Origin of the sequence: Streptomyces sp. NPDC058307 (assembly GCF_042880295.1) — a bacterium.
Lineage (GTDB): Bacteria > Actinomycetota > Actinomycetes > Streptomycetales > Streptomycetaceae > Streptomyces.
The window spans coordinates 68,461-86,380 of record NZ_JBHVYZ010000019.1; the positions used below are offsets into that span (position 1 = coordinate 68,461).

At 67.9% G+C, this 17,920-nt stretch carries 11 protein-coding genes; 8 read left to right on the top strand and 3 right to left on the bottom strand.

What is annotated here, in order from left to right; all coding sequences use genetic code 11:
* Nucleotides 1-56: 56 nt before the first annotated feature.
* Together ACFVYN_RS16500 and ACFVYN_RS16505 are read right to left on the bottom strand one after the other, a co-directional pair.
* Complete coding sequence (locus tag ACFVYN_RS16500; RefSeq protein ID WP_389998444.1) at nucleotides 57-1,565, bottom strand: glycosyltransferase family 87 protein; 1,509 nt, start codon at nucleotides 1,563-1,565, stop codon at nucleotides 57-59.
* A gap of 116 nt (nucleotides 1,566-1,681) precedes the next feature.
* On the bottom strand, nucleotides 1,682-4,369 hold the full coding sequence (locus ACFVYN_RS16505; RefSeq protein ID WP_389998447.1) for a transglycosylase domain-containing protein: 2,688 nt from the start codon (nucleotides 4,367-4,369) through the stop codon (nucleotides 1,682-1,684).
* A gap of 351 nt (nucleotides 4,370-4,720) precedes the next feature.
* On the opposite strand from ACFVYN_RS16505, the gene ACFVYN_RS16510 reads away from it, so the two are divergent.
* The 3 genes from ACFVYN_RS16510 (at nucleotide 4,721) to ACFVYN_RS16520 (ending at nucleotide 7,891) form a co-directional block, all read left to right on the top strand.
* Nucleotides 4,721-5,401 (top strand): PadR family transcriptional regulator, encoded by a 681-nt coding sequence (locus ACFVYN_RS16510; protein WP_389998450.1) that lies wholly within the window; start codon nucleotides 4,721-4,723, stop codon nucleotides 5,399-5,401.
* A gap of 44 nt (nucleotides 5,402-5,445) precedes the next feature.
* A complete protein-coding gene (locus ACFVYN_RS16515) occupies nucleotides 5,446-6,528 on the top strand; it encodes an inositol-3-phosphate synthase (RefSeq protein WP_389998453.1) in 1,083 nt (360 codons plus the stop codon).
* 88 nt (nucleotides 6,529-6,616) lie between these two features.
* Nucleotides 6,617-7,891 carry an MFS transporter gene (locus ACFVYN_RS16520; RefSeq protein WP_389998456.1) on the top strand — a complete coding sequence of 425 codons (1,275 nt, stop codon included), beginning with the start codon at nucleotides 6,617-6,619 and terminating at the stop codon, nucleotides 7,889-7,891.
* Between the two features lie 82 nt (nucleotides 7,892-7,973).
* Here ACFVYN_RS16520 and ACFVYN_RS16525 read toward each other — a convergent pair whose 3' ends face one another.
* Entirely contained in the window at nucleotides 7,974-9,440 is a 1,467-nt protein-coding gene (locus ACFVYN_RS16525; RefSeq protein WP_389998459.1) for a CCA tRNA nucleotidyltransferase, read from the bottom strand.
* 254 nt (nucleotides 9,441-9,694) lie between these two features.
* Here ACFVYN_RS16525 and ACFVYN_RS16530 point away from each other — a divergent pair, with 254 nt between their 5' ends.
* The 5 genes from ACFVYN_RS16530 to ACFVYN_RS16550 all read left to right on the top strand — a co-directional run bounded on the left by ACFVYN_RS16530 (nucleotide 9,695) and on the right by ACFVYN_RS16550 (nucleotide 17,816).
* Nucleotides 9,695-12,064, top strand: coding sequence for a DUF6049 family protein (locus ACFVYN_RS16530; protein ID WP_389998461.1), 2,370 nt, complete (start codon nucleotides 9,695-9,697; stop codon nucleotides 12,062-12,064).
* 44 nt (nucleotides 12,065-12,108) lie between these two features.
* A complete protein-coding gene (gene murJ, locus ACFVYN_RS16535) occupies nucleotides 12,109-14,370 on the top strand; it encodes a murein biosynthesis integral membrane protein MurJ (protein WP_389998463.1) in 2,262 nt (753 codons plus the stop codon).
* 120 nt (nucleotides 14,371-14,490) lie between these two features.
* Entirely contained in the window at nucleotides 14,491-16,179 is a 1,689-nt protein-coding gene (locus tag ACFVYN_RS16540; protein ID WP_389998466.1) for a protein kinase family protein, read from the top strand.
* Nucleotides 16,180-16,197: 18 nt separating this feature from the next.
* The gene (sigM, locus tag ACFVYN_RS16545) at nucleotides 16,198-16,923 is read left to right on the top strand and encodes an RNA polymerase sigma factor SigM (protein WP_389998469.1); all 726 of its coding nucleotides are present in this window, start codon (nucleotides 16,198-16,200) and stop codon (nucleotides 16,921-16,923) included.
* Nucleotides 16,920-17,816 (top strand): anti-sigma factor family protein, encoded by an 897-nt coding sequence (locus ACFVYN_RS16550; protein WP_389998472.1) that lies wholly within the window; start codon nucleotides 16,920-16,922, stop codon nucleotides 17,814-17,816. Before sigM ends, ACFVYN_RS16550 begins: the two co-directional genes overlap by 4 nt.
* Nucleotides 17,817-17,920 lie beyond the last annotated feature (104 nt).

Sequence of the window (17,920 nt, forward strand, 5' to 3'; positions counted from 1 at the left end):
GTACGGCCTTTCACGTGAGTGGCTCAACCGGCGTACGCCACACAGGTGCTGTTCGCTCAGAGCGAACCGTCGGTGGTCCCCCTGTCGCTGCGGTCGCCGCCCCACTCCACCGGCCCGTTGAAGTGGGCCGCGTGCCGCGGTGGATGGGCGGCGGGGCCCAGCACGAAGACATCCTCCGCTCCGTCGAGCACACCGCCCGAGGGATCGTCGTCGCCGGCCCGGCGCACCACGTCCCGTTCCGGCATGAGGATGTCACGCACGACCATCACACACAGGTAGGCCGTGCCCAGCAGATGCAATCCGATGGCCCATTGGTAACCGACGGTCGGCAGACCCTTGTGGGCGTCGCCGCTTGTCGTGTACGCGAGGTACATCCAGATGCCCAGGAAGTACGCCACCTCGCACGCCTGCCAGATCAGGAAGTCCCGCCACTTCGGCCGGGCCAGCACGGCCAGCGGCACCATCCACAGGACGTACTGCGGCGAGTACACCTTGTTGGTGAGGATGAACGCGGCGACGATCAGGAACGCGAGCTGGGCGAAACGCGGCCGGCGCGGGGCGGTCAGGGCGAGCACCGCGATGCCCGCGCAGCAGAGCAGCACCAGCAACGTGGCGAAGATGTTGACGATCTCCTTGCTCAGCGGGTCGGTCGAATGCTGGGCCAAGATCAGCCAGAAGGAGCCGAAGTCCACTCCGCGTTCCTGGCTGAACGTGTAGAACTTCGACCAGCCGTCGAAGGCGAAGTACATCACCGGCAGGTTCACCACGAGCCAGGAGACGGTCGCGCCGCCCAGGGCCTTGCCGAAGTCCCGCCACTTGCCCGCCCGCCAGCACAGCACGAACAGCGCCCAGAGCAGGAAGACCGGGTAGAGCTTGGCGGCCGTGGCGAGCCCCAGGAGGACACCGAAGGCGAGCGAGCGTCCCCGCGCCCACATCAGCATCGCGGAGGCCGTCAGAGCGACCGCCAGCAGGTCCCAGTTGATGGTGGCGGTCAACGCGAAGGCGGGTGCCAGGGCGACCAGCAGACCGTCCCAGGGGCGGCGGGCGTGGGTACGGCTCACAGAGACGACGATGACGGCCGCGCAGACCATCAGCATTCCCGCGTTGACCATCCAGTACCACTGCTCCTGGTGCTGGATGCTGCCGCTGCCGGGGGTGAGCCATGCGGCGACCTCCATGAACACACCGGTGAGCACCGGGTATTCGAGGTACTGCATGTCACCGGGGAGCTTGTCGAAGTACGGGACGAGTCCGTCGGCGAAACCGCGTCCCTGATAGAGATGCGGGATGTCGGAGTAGCACGCGTGGGTGTACTGGGTGCTGGCACCGAAGAACCAGCCGCCGTTGTAGCAGGGCGCCTTCTGGACCAGGCCCAGCGCGAACACGCCGATGGCCACGAGAGCGATGACCCGGACGGGCGTCCACCAGGAGGTCCCCAGCAGGGCGCGCCGCCCGAGCGGGCCGCCGATGAACTCGCTGCCGTTCCTGGAGACCTCATCGTCCTTGGTCGGACGCACTGGGTCCGACTCACGCACGCTCGCTGGCGTCGATTCAGCACTGGGCATGCGGCCATCCTGCCGTACGAGGCCAGGAGTACGCCGAGGGCCGCCGCACCTGGCAGGTACGACGGCCCATGTTTCACGTGAAACACCCTCGACCGGGCATTTGGTGACTAGCCGCCTCAGCCACCGCCGAAGAGACCCCCATTGCCATTGCCATTGCCGTTGGTGTTGCCGCCGTTCCCCTCCGTCGATGTGGCCGTTGGTGTCGGGGTCACACCTCCGTCGGTGCCACCGTTGTCCGTACCGCCCGAGTTGCCGCACTGCCAGTCGAACCGGCAGGTCTCGGTCGCTGTGGGCGTCGGGGTGGTGAGCGTCGGGGTGGGCGTCGGGGTCGGAGTCGGAGTAGTGGCCGACTCGGTCTCACTGGGCGTGGGAGTGGGCGTCGGGCTCGGCTCCTCGTTGAGGACCTCACCGATGGGTTCCGGCGTCGGGAAGGGGATCGCCTTCTCGTTCTTCAGTGCCTGCTCCATGTAGTCGTGCCAGATCTCGGACGGGAACGACGCACCGTGGATCTTCTCCTGGCCACCTGTTCCGTACATCTCCAGGAACGTGCGGTTCTTCTTCGTCTCGTCGTCGTCCAGCCGGAACATGATGATCGACGTGGACAGCTGTGGGGTGTATCCCACGAACAAGGCGGACTTGTTCTTGTCAGTGGTCCCGGTCTTGCCCGCCACCTCACGGCCGGGCAGTTGGGCGTTGGTACCCGTGCCGTCCTCGACCACGGTCTTGAGGACATCGGTGACGTTGTCGGCGACCTTCTTCTCGAAGGCCTGCTGGGGGTTCGCCTTGTGCCTGAAGACTTCGCCGTCCTTGCTCGTCACCCTCTCGACGGAGTACGGCTCGTTCTGCTTGCCGCTGGCCGCGAAGGTGGCGTACGCGCCGGCCATGCGGATCGCGCTGGGGTCGGAGATACCGATGGAGAAGGACGGGAAGCTGGTACCGGCCAGGCTGTTCTCCTTGAGACCCGCGTCCATGGCCGCCTCCTTCACCTTGTCCAGGCCCACGTCCATGCCGAGTTGCACGAAGGCGGAGTTCACCGACTCCCGCATCGCCTCACGCAGGTCGATCTGGTACTTGGGCGGAGAGCCGTAGGACTGCTTGCCGTCGTTCTCCTGGTTCCATTCCTCGCCCTTCTCGTTCTTCCAGATGGAATGGTCGTAGTTCCGGATCTTGAGTCTGTTCTGGCCGCTGAACAGACTCTTGGCGTTGACGACCGTGCGCTCGTCCTGCGCCTGGCTCTCACCCAGATCCGGATCGCGCACTCCCCACTTCATCGCTGCCGCGAGCACGAACGCCTTGAACGTCGAACCGACCTGGGCACCGGTCGAGTCGCAGTTGTTGGTGAAGTGGGTTGTCGCGTCCTCGCCTCCGTAGCAGGCCCGGATCGCTCCGGTGGCCGGCTCCACCGATGCCCCGCCGAACTGGACGTAGGTGTCCTTGTCCGGGCGCTTCTTCGGGTTGATGTTCTCCTTGCGGACCTTCTTGACCGCTGCCTCGAGCTCACCGACCTTCTTCTTGTCGAAGGTCGTGTAGATCGAGTAGCCGCCCTGCTGAAGCTGGTCGGCGCTGATGATCTTGTTGTTGATCAGATAGGCCTTGGCGAGGTCGACCAGGTAGCCGATCTGTCCCTTGAGCTGGGTGTTGGACCGGGGGTTCTGCCACTCGGGGAGCGTGGTGTACCTGGCCCGCTCCGTCGCGTCGAGGTGGCCGTACTCGACCATCTTGTCGAGGGTGTCCTGCATCTGCCGCAGGGCCCGCCGCTGGTTGGCCTCGGGCTTGGCATTGGCCGGATCGATGGAGGTCGCGCCCGCCGGGTCGTAGTACGTGGCGCCCTTGAGCATGGCGGAAAGGAAGGCGCATTCGCCCGGGTTCAGGTCCTTGGCTTCCTTGTTGAAATACGCGCGCGCGGCTGCCTGGATGCCGTAGGCGTTGCGTCCGTAGTACGCGGAGTTCAGGTACTCCGCCATGATCTGGTCCTTGTTGACCGTGGCGCCCACCTTGATGGAGATGAAGATCTCCTTGAACTTGCGCGTGACGGTCTGGGACTGGTCGTTCAGGAGCGCGTTCTTGACGTACTGCTGGGTGATGGTGGAACCACCCTGTGTGTCACCGCCCCGGGCCATGTTGAACACGGCGCGGGCGATGCCCTTGGGGTCGATGCCGCTGTCGGAGTAGAAGGTCTTGTTCTCCTGCGAGACGACGGCGTACTGCATCGCCTTCGGGATCTGCGCGAGGTTGACGATCTGACGGTTGGTCTCACCACCGGTGGAGACCATCTCGGTGTCGTCGGACCAGTAGTAGACGTTGTTCTGCGCCGTCGCGGTCTTGTCGACGATCGGAACGCTCACGAGCGCGTAACCGACGCCGGCGACCGCGACCAGGCTTCCGATGAAGCCGATGAACAGCCCCGTCACCAGCTTCCAGGACGGCACCCAGCGCGCCACGCCGTACTTGCCCGCGCGCGGGTAGTCGATGAGGCGCTTCCTGCCCGGACCGGACGCGCGTCCCCGGCCCGCCGACGCCCCGCGCCGGCCCCCGGGGCCCGGCTCCGCCCCTCTGCGGCGACCACCGCCCGTGCTTCTCTGGGCGGCACGGCGGGCCTCGGCACGGCTGCCGTACGGACGTTCCTCGCCTCCCGGATCGTAAGACGCCGACTCCTGGGAGCTCGTCCCATAGGAGTCGGCAAGAGACCCGGTGGCGCCACGCGGAGCCGCGCGGCGGCCGGAGGACGAGCTGGACTGGCCGCGTCGGGCCGCGGCACGTCCGCCTCCCTGCGGCTGCGGCGGTTTGCGACGGTGCTCGCTCATCGAACGACTACTCCTCGGGCAGGCGCACCTTTGCGCGCCTGGAAACGGCGGCTGGTTTCCGGTCCCCCCGAAGTACGGATGTGGTCGGTCCCGCATTCATCCGTACCGCACCGGGACAGCGACGCCCCCCAGGCGCCACTCGGTTCCCGGTGGTGTGCATGCCGCACAGACTACGCACCGTCAAAACCCGCCGAGCTCCGAAGTTCACCCCAAACCAGGCAACTTGGGTCGCATGAATCATTGATGTGATCCCGTTCACCGTCCCCCCACTTGTCCCTTCCGGAAGGGCGTTCTATCGTCTTGATGTATCGAGTCGATACATCGGTGCGAGATACAGACGAGGAGGCGACGATGAGCCGGCGTTCCGGGATCCTCGAATTCGCCGTACTCGGCCTGCTCCGCGAGTCCCCGATGCACGGCTATGAGCTGCGCAAACGTCTCAATACGTCACTGGGCGTGTTCCGTGCCTTCAGCTACGGCACGCTCTACCCCTGCCTCAAGACGCTGGTCGCCAACGGCTGGTTGATCGAGGAGCCGGGGCACACCACCGAGGACGCCCTCGCCGCACCACTCGCAGGGCGTCGCGCAAAGATCGTCTACCGGTTGACGGCGGAAGGTAAGGAGCACTTCGAGGAGCTGCTCTCGCAGACGGGTCCCGACGCGTACGAGGACGAGCACTTCGCAGCTCGTTTCGCCTTTTTCGGGCAGACCTCGCGCGACGTCCGCATGCGGGTCCTCGAAGGCCGCCGCAGCCGGCTGGAGGAGCGCCTGGAGAAGATGAGTGCCTCGCTGGCACGCACCCGGGAGCGCCTCGACGACTACACGCTTGAGCTCCAGCGCCACGGGATGGAGTCCGTGGAGCGCGAAGTGCGCTGGCTGAACGAGCTCATCGAGAGCGAGCGGGCCGGCCGGGACCAGAAGGGTCCCGGCCATGAAGAGCCCACTCGTAACACCACAGAGGGAGCGCCGGGCGTCCTGCCCCGGACCGGGGACACCCCCGGTCCGGATACGCCCGGCGACACCGCCACGTGAGGTCCCTGCCAGGGCCTCACTCGTACACACAGGGAGCAACCGGAATGGGTTCGGTTCGCGTAGCCGTCGTCGGTGTGGGCAACTGCGCCGCGTCGCTGGTTCAGGGAGTCGAGTACTACAAGGACGCCGACCCGGCGGCCAGGGTCCCCGGGCTGATGCATGTCCAGTTCGGCGACTATCACGTTCGTGACGTCGAATTCGTCGCGGCGTTCGACGTCGACGCGAAGAAGGTCGGTCTCGACCTCGCCGACGCCATCGGCGCCTCCGAGAACAACACCATCAAGATCTGCGACGTGCCGAACACCGGCGTGACCGTTCAGCGCGGCCACACGCTCGACGGCCTCGGCAAGTACTACCGCGAGACCATCGAGGAGTCCGCCGAGGCCCCGGTCGACATCGTCCAGGTCCTCAAGGACAAGCAGGTCGACGTCCTCGTCTGCTACCTGCCCGTCGGCTCCGAGGCCGCGGCGAAGTTCTACGCCCAGTGCGCCATCGACGCCAAGGTCGCCTTCGTCAACGCTCTCCCGGTCTTCATCGCCGGGACCAAGGAGTGGGCCGACAAGTTCACCGAGGCGGGCGTCCCGATCGTCGGTGACGACATCAAGTCCCAGGTCGGCGCCACCATCACGCACCGCGTCATGGCGAAGCTGTTCGAGGACCGCGGCGTCGTCCTGGACCGCACGATGCAGCTGAACGTCGGCGGCAACATGGACTTCAAGAACATGCTCGAGCGTGAGCGCCTGGAGTCCAAGAAGATCTCGAAGACGCAGGCCGTCACCTCGCAGATCCCCGACCGGGACATGGGCGCGAAGAACGTCCACATCGGCCCGTCCGACTACGTCGCCTGGCTCGACGACCGCAAGTGGGCGTACGTCCGTCTCGAGGGCCGTGCCTTCGGTGACGTCCCGCTGAACCTGGAGTACAAGCTCGAGGTCTGGGACTCCCCGAACTCCGCCGGTGTCATCATCGACGCCGTGCGCGCCGCGAAGATCGCCAAGGACCGCGGCATCGGCGGCCCGATCCTGTCGGCCTCCAGCTACTTCATGAAGTCTCCGCCGGTCCAGTACTTCGACGACGAGGCCCGCGAGAACGTGGAGAAGTTCATCAAGGGTGAAGTCGAGCGCTAAGGCTCACTCAAAACGCTCCTGCCAGGGCTACAGAGGGTCTCCGGGCTGTATCGCCCGGGGACCCTCGCCGTATGTGAGGCTGTGCCCCATGTCCGTCGTCCGCGATCTGCGTGTCCTTCTCCGCCTCCGGGACTTCCGGCGTCTGCTCTTGGTGCGCCTGCTCTCCCAGGGCGCTGACGGCGTCTACCAGATCGCGCTCGCCGCCTACGTCGTGTTCTCCCCGGAGAAGCAGACCTCCGCCACCGCGATCGCCTCCGCGATGGCGGTCCTTCTGCTCCCCTACTCCTTGGTGGGCCCCTTCGCCGGCGTCCTCCTGGACCGCTGGCGCCGCCGCCAGGTCTTCCTCTACGGCAATCTCGTGCGCGCCCTGCTGGCATCGGCGACGGCCGTCCTGATGCTCGCCCAGGTTCCGGACCGGCTCTTCTATGTCTCCGCCCTGTGCGTCACCGCCGTCAACCGCTTCGTCCTGTCCGGCCTGTCCGCCGCACTGCCCCGTGTCGTGGACGAAGAACGGCTGGTGATCGCCAACTCCTTTTCCCCGACGGCCGGAACGCTCGCCGCGACCGCGGGCGGCGGCCTCGCTTTCGCCGTACGCCTGCTGGTCGCCGACTCCGACGCGGCCGTGGTGCTGCTGGGAGCGGGGCTGTACCTGTGCGGTGCGCTCGCCGCACTGCGCATGCCACCGGAACTGCTGGGCCCCGACCGTGAGTCGACCCAGCCCCGGCTCGGCGCCGCCCTCGCCGGAACGGCCCGCGACCTGGCCGCCGGAGTACGGCACCTGGCCGCACCCACACGTCGGTCGGCCGCTCGGGCGCTCGGCGCGATGTCGGTCATGCGGTTCTGTTACGGCGCTCTGCTCGTGATGGTGCTGATGCTCTGCCGGTACGCCCTGACATCCGACCCGGACGACGGACTCGCCCTGCTGGGGCTGGCACTGGGAATCTCCGGCACCGGCTTCTTCGTTGCCGCGATCATCACCCCGTGGGCCGCCGGCAAGCTCGGGCCGGAGCGCTGGATCGTCGTGTGCGCGGCGACCGCCGCGGTACTGGAGCCCGCCCTCGGACTCTCCTTCGCCACCGCCCCCATGCTCATCGCCGCGTTCGTACTGGGCCTGATCACCCAGGGCGCGAAGATCGCCACGGACACCATCGTGCAGTCCTGCGTCGACGACGGGTTCCGGGGCCGGATCTTCTCCGTCTACGACGTCCTTTTCAACATCGCCTTCGTGGGCGCCGCGGCCGTCGCCGCCCTGATCCTGCCGCCAGACGGCCGCTCGGCGACCCTGGTGACCACGGTCGCCGTCCTCTACGCAGCGATCGCCGTGGCGATGACGAAAGAACGAGAGATGGCGGCGGAACGATGAAGGGGCGATGTTTCACGTGAAACACCGCCCCTCGCTGCACCGTGGTCATGTTTCACGTGAAACATGACCACGATTCACGGCCTCAGTCCTGCACGGCCCACCACTCCTTGAGCGCGGCCACTGCTTCGTCGTGCTTCATCGGCCCGTTCTCCAGACGAAGCTCCAGCATGTGCTTGTAGGCCCGACCCACCGCAGGGCCGGGTGGCACGCCGAGGATCTCCATGATCTGGTTGCCGTCGAGGTCGGGCCGGATCGAGTCCAGCTCCTCCTGCTCCTGAAGCTGGGAGATCCGCTCCTCAAGGCCGTCGTAGGCACGCGACAACGCGGCCGCCTTGCGCTTGTTCCTGGTCGTGCAGTCCGAGCGGGTCAGCTTGTGGAGCCGGTCGAGCAGCGGACCCGCGTCTCGCACATAGCGTCGAACCGCCGAGTCCGTCCACTCCCCGGTGCCGTATCCGTGGAAACGCAGATGGAGTTCAACGAGCCGCGAGACGTCCTTCACCAGCTCGTTGGGGTACTTGAGCGCCGTCATCCGTTTCTTGGTCATCTTCGCTCCGACCACTTCGTGGTGGTGGAACGAGACCCCGCCGTCCTTCTCGAAGCGGCGGGTGCGCGGCTTGCCGATGTCGTGGAGCAGCGCGGACAGGCGGAGGGTCAGGTCGGGCCCTTCCTTCTCCAGCGCGATGGCCTGCTCCAGGACGATCAGCGTGTGCTCGTAGACATCCTTGTGCCGGTGGTGTTCATCGCTCTCCAGCCGCAGGGCCGGAAGCTCCGGCAGCACATGCTCGGCGAGGCCCGTGTCGACCAGCAGCGTCAGCCCCTTGCGCGGCTGGTCGGACAGCATGAGCTTGTTCAGCTCGTCCCTGATCCGCTCGGCGGAGACGATCTCCAGGCGCCGGGACATCTCCGTCATCGCGGTGACCACCTCGGGCGCCACCTCGAAGTCGAGCTGCGCCGCGAAGCGCGCGGCCCGCATCATCCGCAACGGGTCGTCCGAGAACGACGCCTCCGGAGTTCCCGGCGTCCGCAGCACACGCGCCGCGAGATCGTCGAGACCGCCGTGCGGGTCGATGAACTTCTTCTCCGGCAGAGCGACGGCCATCGCGTTCACGGTGAAGTCCCGCCGGACCAGGTCCTCCTCGATGGAGTCGCCGTACGACACCTCGGGCTTACGTGAGGTGCGGTCGTACGCCTCGGACCGGTAGGTGGTCACCTCGATCTGAAAGCTCTTGACAGCGTCTCCGACACGGGCATCCTTCTGCGCCCCCACGGTGCCGAAGGCGATTCCGACCTCCCACACGGCGTCCGCCCACGGACGAATGATCTTCAGAACGTCCTGAGGACGGGCGTCGGTGGTGAAGTCCAGGTCGTTGCCGAGCCGGCCGAGCAGTGCGTCCCGGACCGAACCGCCGACCAGGGCGAGTGAGAACCCGGCCTCCTGGAAGCGGCGGGCGAGGTCGTCGGCGACAGGTGCGAGCTCAAGCAGTTCGCTCACCGCGCGGTCCTGCACCTGACTGGGGGCACTGAGGTTGTCTTCGTTGGCGTTCGGCACAACAGAAGAGGGTACGTGGCCCGGGCGTTACCGGGCGCCTCCATTAAACGTGCACAGACTCGCCATCCGGACCTGCACAAGGTCTGCTCCGGAGACTCACGACCGCGCTCCACTTCATATCCGCACATTCGGGACAGTGCGGCAGTGTCCCCCGATCTTGTGGACCAGTCCGCGGCACTTCCCCTCAGCGCGCATCGTTACCATGCGTGGACGCACATTCCGACGACCACTGACGACGAGGGACGGGCGAGCGCGTGGCCGAGGCGGCAGACTTCCAGGGGACGAGTCCCTCACCTGCCCGCCGCTGGCTGCGGCGTACCGGGGCCCTGCTCGCGGGGGCCCCTCTGCTGGCCGGCCTGTGCCAGTTTTCCGCCGCGGTGCCCGCTCAGGCAGCCGCCGCCTCCGGATCGGTGTCCGTCGCGATCGACACACTCAGCCCCACCGTGCCTACGGACGGTGACACGGTCACCGTGTCGGGGACGGTGACCAACAACGGCAAGCAGGCCGTCACGACCGCCCATGTGGGACTGCAAGTGGGCCCGGAGCTGAACACCCGCTCGTCGATCGACGCCGTCACCGAGAACGAGGACTCACTCCAAGGCACCACGGGGTCCGAGGTCGGCGGCAAGTACGTGGCGAAGTTCGCGAAGCTGACCCCCGGGGTGGCCGAGCCCTTCTCCATCTCCGTACCGGTCGACGAGTTGGATCTCGGTGACCCCGGCGCCTACCAGTTCGCCGTCTCCCTCTCGGGCGAGACCTCCGCACAACCGTGGGACCACCTGCTCGGCATCCAGCGGACGTTCCTGCCCTGGCAGCCCGACGAGGCGGACACGAAGACGAGGACGACGTTCCTGTGGCCGCTGATCTCCACCGTGCACATGACGGCGGAGACCGGATCGAACGCACAGCAGACGCCGGTCTTCCTCGACGACGACCTCGCCGAGGAGATCTCGGCGGGCGGCCGACTGGACCAGATGCTGTCCCTGGGCGAGAACCTGGACGTCACCTGGGTGATCGACCCCGACCTGCTGGCGTCCGTCGACGCGATGACCCACAGCTACCGGATCCAGGGCGAGGGCGACACCACCATCGCAGGCACCCACCAGGCCCTCGCCAAACAGTGGTTGGCCAGGCTGCAGAAGGCGGTGGAAGACAAGGAAGTCGTCGCGCTTCCGTTCGCCGATCCCGACCTCGCCTCCCTGGCCCACAAAGGCACGAGCGTCACCGGCTCGCTCAGTCATCTCGACGAGGCCACCGACGTCGCGGCCACCACGGTGAGGACCGTGCTCCACGTGACGCCGAGCACCGACTTCGCCTGGCCCGTGAACGGCGCGGTGGACCCGTCGATCGTCAAGGTCGCCACCTCCGCCGGAGCCGACAAGGTGATCGCCCGCAGCGACAGCCTCCAGGAGACCGCCGGACTGTCGTACACGCCGTCCGCGGCCCGCCCCATCGGCGGCGGTACCACGGCGGTCGTCGCGGACGCGCGGCTGTCCACCGCGTTCCAGGGCGATCTGACGAAGGCATCCTCCACCACACTCGCCGTCCAGCGGTTCCTCGCCCAGAGCCTCACCCTCGACCTCCAGACGGACAAGCAGCGCAGCATCGTCGTCGCCCCGCAGCGCATGCCCACGGCGAGCCAGGCCGACGCCATGGCCGAAGCGATCACCGCGCTGCAGGCCGGGAACTGGTCGCAGACCCAGAAGCTCACGGCGGCGGCCGCGGCCAAGCCCGACCCCGAGGCCACCACCAAGGTGCCCGCCGCGTCCGCCTACCCCTCCTCGCTGCGCAGGCAGGAGCTGCCGAAGTGGGCGTTCCAGCAGATCGCGAACACACAGAACAAGCTCGGCAACTTCAAGGTGATCCTCTCCTACCAGTCCCGTGTCGTGACCCCCTTCGGACTGGCCCTGAACCGTGAGATGTCCACATCGTGGCGGGGCCGGTCCACCGAGGCGGCCGGCTTCCGCCGAGACGTCGAGGCCTACCTCGACAAACTGGTCTCCCAGGTGAGCCTGATCGACAAGTCGGAGACCAAGCTCTCCGGCCGCAGCGCCACGATCCCGGTGACGGTCCAGAACAACCTGGTGCAGGGCGTGGGGCATCTGAGGCTGCGGCTGACCTCGCTGAGCCCGAACCGGCTCGAGATCGGCGGCTCCTCGTACTACGAACAGCCGGTCGAGGTCTCGGGCGGCCACAGCCAGACGGTGAAGTTCACCACGACGGCCAACGCCAACGGCAAGGCCTCGGTGATCGCCCAGCTGTACACGGAGGACGGTCAGCGCTACGGCAAGGCCGTCAGGTTCGACGTGAAGGTCACCGAGTTCACGGCCACGGTCATGCTGGTCATCGGCGGCGGAGTACTGCTGCTGGTGCTGGCAGGATTCCGGATGTACACCCAGCGCAAGCGCGCGGCGGCCCGTGAGGCCGATCAGAACGGCCCGGACGACGAGGCGGGCGAAGCGGTGGACGGCCCGGAGAACCCCGAAGGCCCACAGGACCGTCTCAAGGAGGAGGCCGGCACCGGGTCCGGGGCCGACGGCCCCGAGCAGCCGAGTGACCTGACGGCGGACACCGCAGCGGAAAGCGCCGACCCGTCCGGCACGGGTGAGAGAGTGGACCGTTGAGGATGTCGTGGCCGGTGGGCCCGGGACGATGAGGTGGGGTAACCATGAACGCGCCGTACGACGGTGATCGCGGTCAGGGCGCGGACAGCTCGGGTCACCCCGAGGGGCCGCCGCCCGAGCATGGCCAGGTGCCGCCGCAGGCTCCCGCGGACATGTACCTCCAGGACGCCTACGACCAGGACCCCTACCGGGCACAGGACCTCCATGCCCAGGATCCGGTCGCCGAGGCCCTCTACGACCGTGCCGCACACCCCCCGCCGCCCCCCGGCACCCATCAGCCGCAGCAGCCGTTGTACTCCCAGCCTCCCCAGTCTCCTTACGCCCCGGACCCGAACGTCTGGGCGCAGACGCCGGCGCCCGAGCCGGAGGGCCCGACGCAGTATCTGCCGTACGGTGACGACCCTCGCACCACCCAGTTCGTGGGAGTCGACGACCTGGTGAGCCAGGCCGGCGAGGAACGCCACGAGCCGGACGCGTTCGCGCATCTCTTCCGCGACCAGCAGCAGCGTGGCGGCCGCCCGACGGATCCCCCGTCGGTGCCGGCGCCGGGCGGGCCGTCACCGACGCCGCAGTTCCAGGCCGCGGCGGCGCCCGCGCCCTCGGCCGACGAGACGATGAATCTCGGTACCGCGTCGGCTGTGGCGGAGGCGGCCTCCGCCGCCCCCGCGAAGCAGGGCGGCAAGGCAGGCGGTTTGCTGAAGTCGAGCGCCGTGATGGCGGCCGGCACGATGGTCTCCCGGCTCACCGGCTTCGTCCGCTCGGCGCTGATCGTGTCGGCGCTCGGCACCGCCGTCCTGGGCGACTCCTTCCAGGTGGCCTACCAGCTGCCGACCATGATCTACATCCTCACCGTCGGTGGCGGCCTGAACTCCGTCTTCGTGCCGCAGCTCGTACGCGCCATGAAGGAGGACGACGACGGCGGTGAGGCCTTCGCGAACAGGCTCCTGACGCTCGTCATGGTGGCTCTCGCCGCGCTCACCGCGCTCACGATGTTCGCGGCGCCGCTCCTGGTGCGTGCCCTGTCGAACTCCGTGGCGGCCAACCCCGCGGCCAACGACGTCGCCATCACCTTCACCCGCTACTTCCTGCCCTCCATCTTCTTCATGGGCATCCACGTGGTGATGGGGCAGGTCCTCAACGCGCGCGGCAAGTTCGGCGCGATGATGTGGACTCCGGTCCTCAACAACATCGTCATCATCGTGACGCTCGCGATGTTCCTGTGGGTGTACGGCACCGCCAGGCACTCCGGCATGACCGTCACGAACATCCCGCCGGAGGGGCAGCGGCTGCTCGGCGTGGGCATCCTGCTCGGCCTGGTGGTGCAGGCCCTCGCGATGATCCCGTATCTGCGGGAGACGGGATTCCGGCCTCGCCTGCGCTTCGACTGGAAGGGCCACGGCCTCGGCAAGGCCGCGATGCTCGCGAAGTGGACCATCCTGTTCGTCCTCGCCAACCAGGCGGGCGCCCTGGTCGTCACCCAGCTCGCCACCGCGGCCGTCGCCGACACCAACATCCCCGGCACCGGCTTCAGCGCCTACGCCAACGCCCAGCTCATCTGGGGCCTCCCACAGGCCATCATCACCGTCTCGCTGATGGCCGCCCTGCTGCCGCGCATCTCCCGCTCGGCCGCGGAGGACGACGCCGGCGCGGTCCGCGACGACATCTCGCAGGGCCTGCGCACCACCGCGGTCGCCATCGTTCCCATCGCCTTCGGCTTCCTCGCCCTCGGCATCCCCATGTGCACGCTGATCTTCGGTGCCTCCAGCACCGGCGCCGCCACGAACATGGGGTACATGCTGATGGCCTTCGGCCTCGGCCTGATCCCCTATTCGGTCCAGTACGTCGTCCTGCGGGCCTTCTACGCCTACGAGGACACCCGGACGCCCTTCTACAACACCGTCATCGTGGCGGCCGTCAACGCCGCCGCCTCCGCCGCCTGTTACGCCCTGCTGCCGCCCCGCTGGGCCGTGGTCGGCATGGCCGCCTCCTACGGTCTCGCCTACGCGATCGGTGTCGGCGTCGCCTGGAACCGGCTGCGCAAGCGCCTCGGCGGCGACCTGGACGGCAACCGTGTCCTGCGGACCTACGCCCGGCTGTGCATCGCCTCGGTGCCGGCGACAGTCCTGAGCGGAGCAGCCTGTTACGGCATCGGTCACTCGCTCGGTCAGGGAGTCGTCGGTTCGTTCGCCGCTCTGATCGCGGGCGGAGCGGTTCTGCTCGGGACCTTCTTCGTCGCCGCGCGCAAGATGCGGATCGAGGAGCTGAACTCACTGGTCGGCATGGTCCGGGGGCGTCTGGGGCGCTGAGGCAGGGGTACGCGCACAACCATCGTCCGCCACCGTGTGTCGTGCATAGCGGCGGACTGTGGGCACAATTGGATTCTGCGTCGCACGGCGCGCAATGAATTGGGGAGGCAGGGAACGACGGTGGCGGAACGGAGCACGGCTGCCGTCGACGTGGCAGACACCAGCGGTGACACACCGCTGACCGCCAAGGCGGACCAGTCCACGGCCGACGGCGTGGCCAAGAACCGGGAGCGGGACACGGAAGACGTCGAGGCACAGGGGAGTGGCGGGACCGAGAGTCTTGGCAAGGCGTCACCGCCGGAGTTGCACAGCGGCCACAAACTGGCCAGACGCTACCGTCTCGAGGAGTGCCTCACCCGTCTGGACGGCTTCAGCAGTTGGCGTGCCGTCGACGAGAAACTCCGTCGGGCCGTCGGCGTGCACCTCCTGCCCGCCGACCATGCGCGGGCGCGCACCGTCCTGGCCGCGGCCCGTTCCTCCGCGCTATTGGGCGACCCGCGCTTCGTCCAGGTCCTGGACGCCGTCGAGGAGAACGACCTCGTCTACGTCGTCCACGAATGGCTGCCCGACGCCACCGAGCTGACCACCCTGCTCACCCCGGGCCCGCTGGAGGTGTACGACGCCTACCAGATGGTCAGTCAGGTGGCGTCCGCCATGGCTGCGGCCCACCGTGAGGGGCTCGCGCATCTGCGGCTGAATCCGAACGCGGTCCTGCGTACATCGAGCGGGCAGTGGCGCATCCGCGGCCTCGCCGTGAACGCCGCGCTGAGAGGCGTCAGTTCGGACTCCCCGCAGCGTACGGACACGGAGGCGATCGGCGCGCTCCTGTACGCGGCGCTCACCCAGCGGTGGCCGTACGAGAACGATGCCTACGGTCTGGCCGGTCTGCCCAAGGACGTCGGCCTCATCGCACCCGACCAGGTGCGGGCGGGTGTCCACCGCGGGCTGTCCGAGCTGTCCATGCGGGCGCTCGCCAACGACGGTGCGACCGCCTCACGGCACGAGTCGGCGTGCACCACGCCCGAGGAACTGGTCAAGGCGATCGGTGAGATGCCCCGCATCCGCCCGCCGGAGCCGGCGTTCACGGCCCCGCCCGAGTACCAGCACACGACGTACCAACAGGGCACATACGGCCGCCCGGCACCGCATCCCGGTGTCACCCAGCCCGTACCGTCCCCGCCACCGCCGCTGCAGAGCCGCACGGGCCGGGCCCTGAAGTGGGCGGTCTCCGCCCTCCTCATCGCCGCGCTGGGCCTCGGAAGTTGGCAGCTCGCGGACGCGCTGATGGACCGGGGCGGCACGTCGGACGAGAACCAGACCCAGACGACCGATGACGGCGACAAGAGCCCGACGAAGGCGGCCAGCACTCCGATCACCATCGCCAAGGGATACGACTTCGACCCGTTCGGCGACGGATCCGAGAAGCCGAACGACATAAAGAAGGCCTACGACAACGACACCTCGTCGTACTGGGAGACGAAGTTCTACGAGGGCGCCGACTTCGGGAACCTCAAGCCGGGCCTCGGGATCATTCTCGACCTCGGCAAGGTCCAGGACATCGGCAAGGTCACCGTCACGTTCATGGGCGACACCTCTGTCGAACTGCGTGCCGCCTCAAGCGACGCGAGTTCCCGGCCGACCAGCTTCGACGCCTACACCAAGGTCGCCGAGGGCTCCGGTACGGGTGTCCCCCTCAAGCCGGACAAGACGGTGAAGTCCCGCTACCTTCTGGTGTGGCTGACCAAGTTGCCCCTGACAGAGCAAGGCACCTACCGCGGCCGGGTGGCGGACATCAAGGTCACCAGTTAAGGCTGAGGAGGGGGTCCGATGGCAGATGACACCGCGTATGGCGACACCAGCGATCAGGACCTCCTGGCCCGTCATGTAGAGGGCGACCCCGACGCCTTCGCCGAGCTCGTGCGGCGGCACCGGGATCGACTCTGGGCCGTCGCCCTCCGCACGCTCGGGGACCGTGAGGAAGCCGCTGACGCCGTTCAGGACGCGCTGGTGTCCGCCTACCGGGCCGCGCACACCTTCCGGGGGCAGTCGGCGGTCACCACCTGGCTGCACCGGATCACGGTGAACGCCTGCCTGGACCGGGCCAGAAAGGCAGCCTCCCGCAAGACGTCCCCCGTGGACGACACCGAGCGCCTTGAGCAGCTCCTGGAGCCGCACGAGTCCGCCTCGGCGCCCGCGGAGCGCAACGACCTCCACCGCCAACTCGTGGAAGCCCTCGGCACTCTCCCGCCCGACCAGCGCGCCGCCCTCGTTCTGGTGGACATGCAGGGCTACCCCGTCGCCGAGGCCGCCCGCGTGCTCGACGTGCCGACGGGGACGGTAAAGAGCCGTTGCGCCCGAGGCAGAGCCAGACTGCTCCCGCTTCTCACCCATCTGCGGCCGGAAAACACCGGAGACGGCAGAGAAGCGGGCGCAGGACGGAACCGGGCGCAGGGGACATCCGTCCCACCCGCAGCGGGACCTCCGTCGGGAGGCCCGCCAGATCCGGGATCAAGCGATTCAGCTGCAGTGAAGGGCGGAGGTGGGCGAGCGTGACTTCCACGACAGACACAGCCGGGCACCCGGATGTCGCGGAGATCTCCGACCTCACCGAAGGCATCCTGTCCCCTTCCAGGACTGCGGACCTACGTCGGCATCTGGACGAGTGCGAACTCTGCGCGGACGTTCACGCTTCGCTGGAGGAGATCCGCGGCCTGCTCGGCACGCTGCCGGGGCCGCCTCGCATGCCCGCCGACGTCGCCGGCAGGATCGACGCCGCCCTCGCCGCAGAGGCTCTCCTGCAGGCAACTGCTCCCGGGGCCATGAACGCACCGGCGCCGGTCGAGAGTGCGCATGTTTCACGTGAAACATCGCCTACCCCCGACCGCCCCACGGGACATGCCCGTACTGCCACCACCGGACCAGGCCGCAAGGACCGCAGGCGGGACGGACGTCGCAAGGTTGCCGTCCTCGGAGCCGTCTTCACCGTCGCCGCCCTGGGATTCGGCTCCGTTCTGCTGTCGTCGTTGGATGACGGCAAGCCGACCGACTCGGCACACGGACGGGCGACCACCTCCGCCGACACCTTCTCCGCGAGCGGCCTGAGGAAGCAGGTCTCGGCACTTCTCACCGAGAAGAAGAGTGCGACCGGCGGGTCTCGGGCTCCGCACACCAGCATGGGCGCGGCAAGCATTCCCGGCTCCGAGGATCCCCGCCCCTTCATGACGCCCGAGGTTCCCCCGTGCATCCAGAACGGCATCAACCGCAGTGACTCGCCGCTCGCGACCGAGGCCGGCTTCTACAAGGGCATGGACGCGCTTCTCGTCGTGCTGCGTGATCCCTCCGACAGCACCCGGGTCACCGCCTACCTCGTGGATGCGTCGTGCGTGAAGGTCGCCCCGAAGGGCACTGCGAAGGTTCTACTGGAACGGTCCTACGCGCGTCCCTGAGTGGTCACGCTTCGTCTTCGCCCTGCGTGGTAATCCGTACGGTGTGGCCTCTCCGTGTGCCCGGACACACCGGGAATGCGCGCCCCTTAGGATCCGTTGGGTGG

Bases quoted from the DNA above. Each gene is read 5' to 3' on its own strand.
- ACFVYN_RS16500 (WP_389998444.1), bottom strand. From the start codon at position 1,565: ATGCCCAGTGCTGAATCGACGCCAGCGAGCGTGCGTGAGTCGGACCCA.
- ACFVYN_RS16505 (WP_389998447.1), bottom strand. From the start codon at position 4,369: ATGAGCGAGCACCGTCGCAAACCGCCGCAGCCGCAGGGAGGCGGACGT.
- ACFVYN_RS16510 (WP_389998450.1), top strand. From the start codon at position 4,721: ATGAGCCGGCGTTCCGGGATCCTCGAATTCGCCGTACTCGGCCTGCTC.
- ACFVYN_RS16515 (WP_389998453.1), top strand. From the start codon at position 5,446: ATGGGTTCGGTTCGCGTAGCCGTCGTCGGTGTGGGCAACTGCGCCGCG.
- ACFVYN_RS16520 (WP_389998456.1), top strand. From the start codon at position 6,617: ATGTCCGTCGTCCGCGATCTGCGTGTCCTTCTCCGCCTCCGGGACTTC.
- murJ (WP_389998463.1), top strand. From the start codon at position 12,109: ATGAACGCGCCGTACGACGGTGATCGCGGTCAGGGCGCGGACAGCTCG.
- sigM (WP_389998469.1), top strand. From the start codon at position 16,198: ATGGCAGATGACACCGCGTATGGCGACACCAGCGATCAGGACCTCCTG.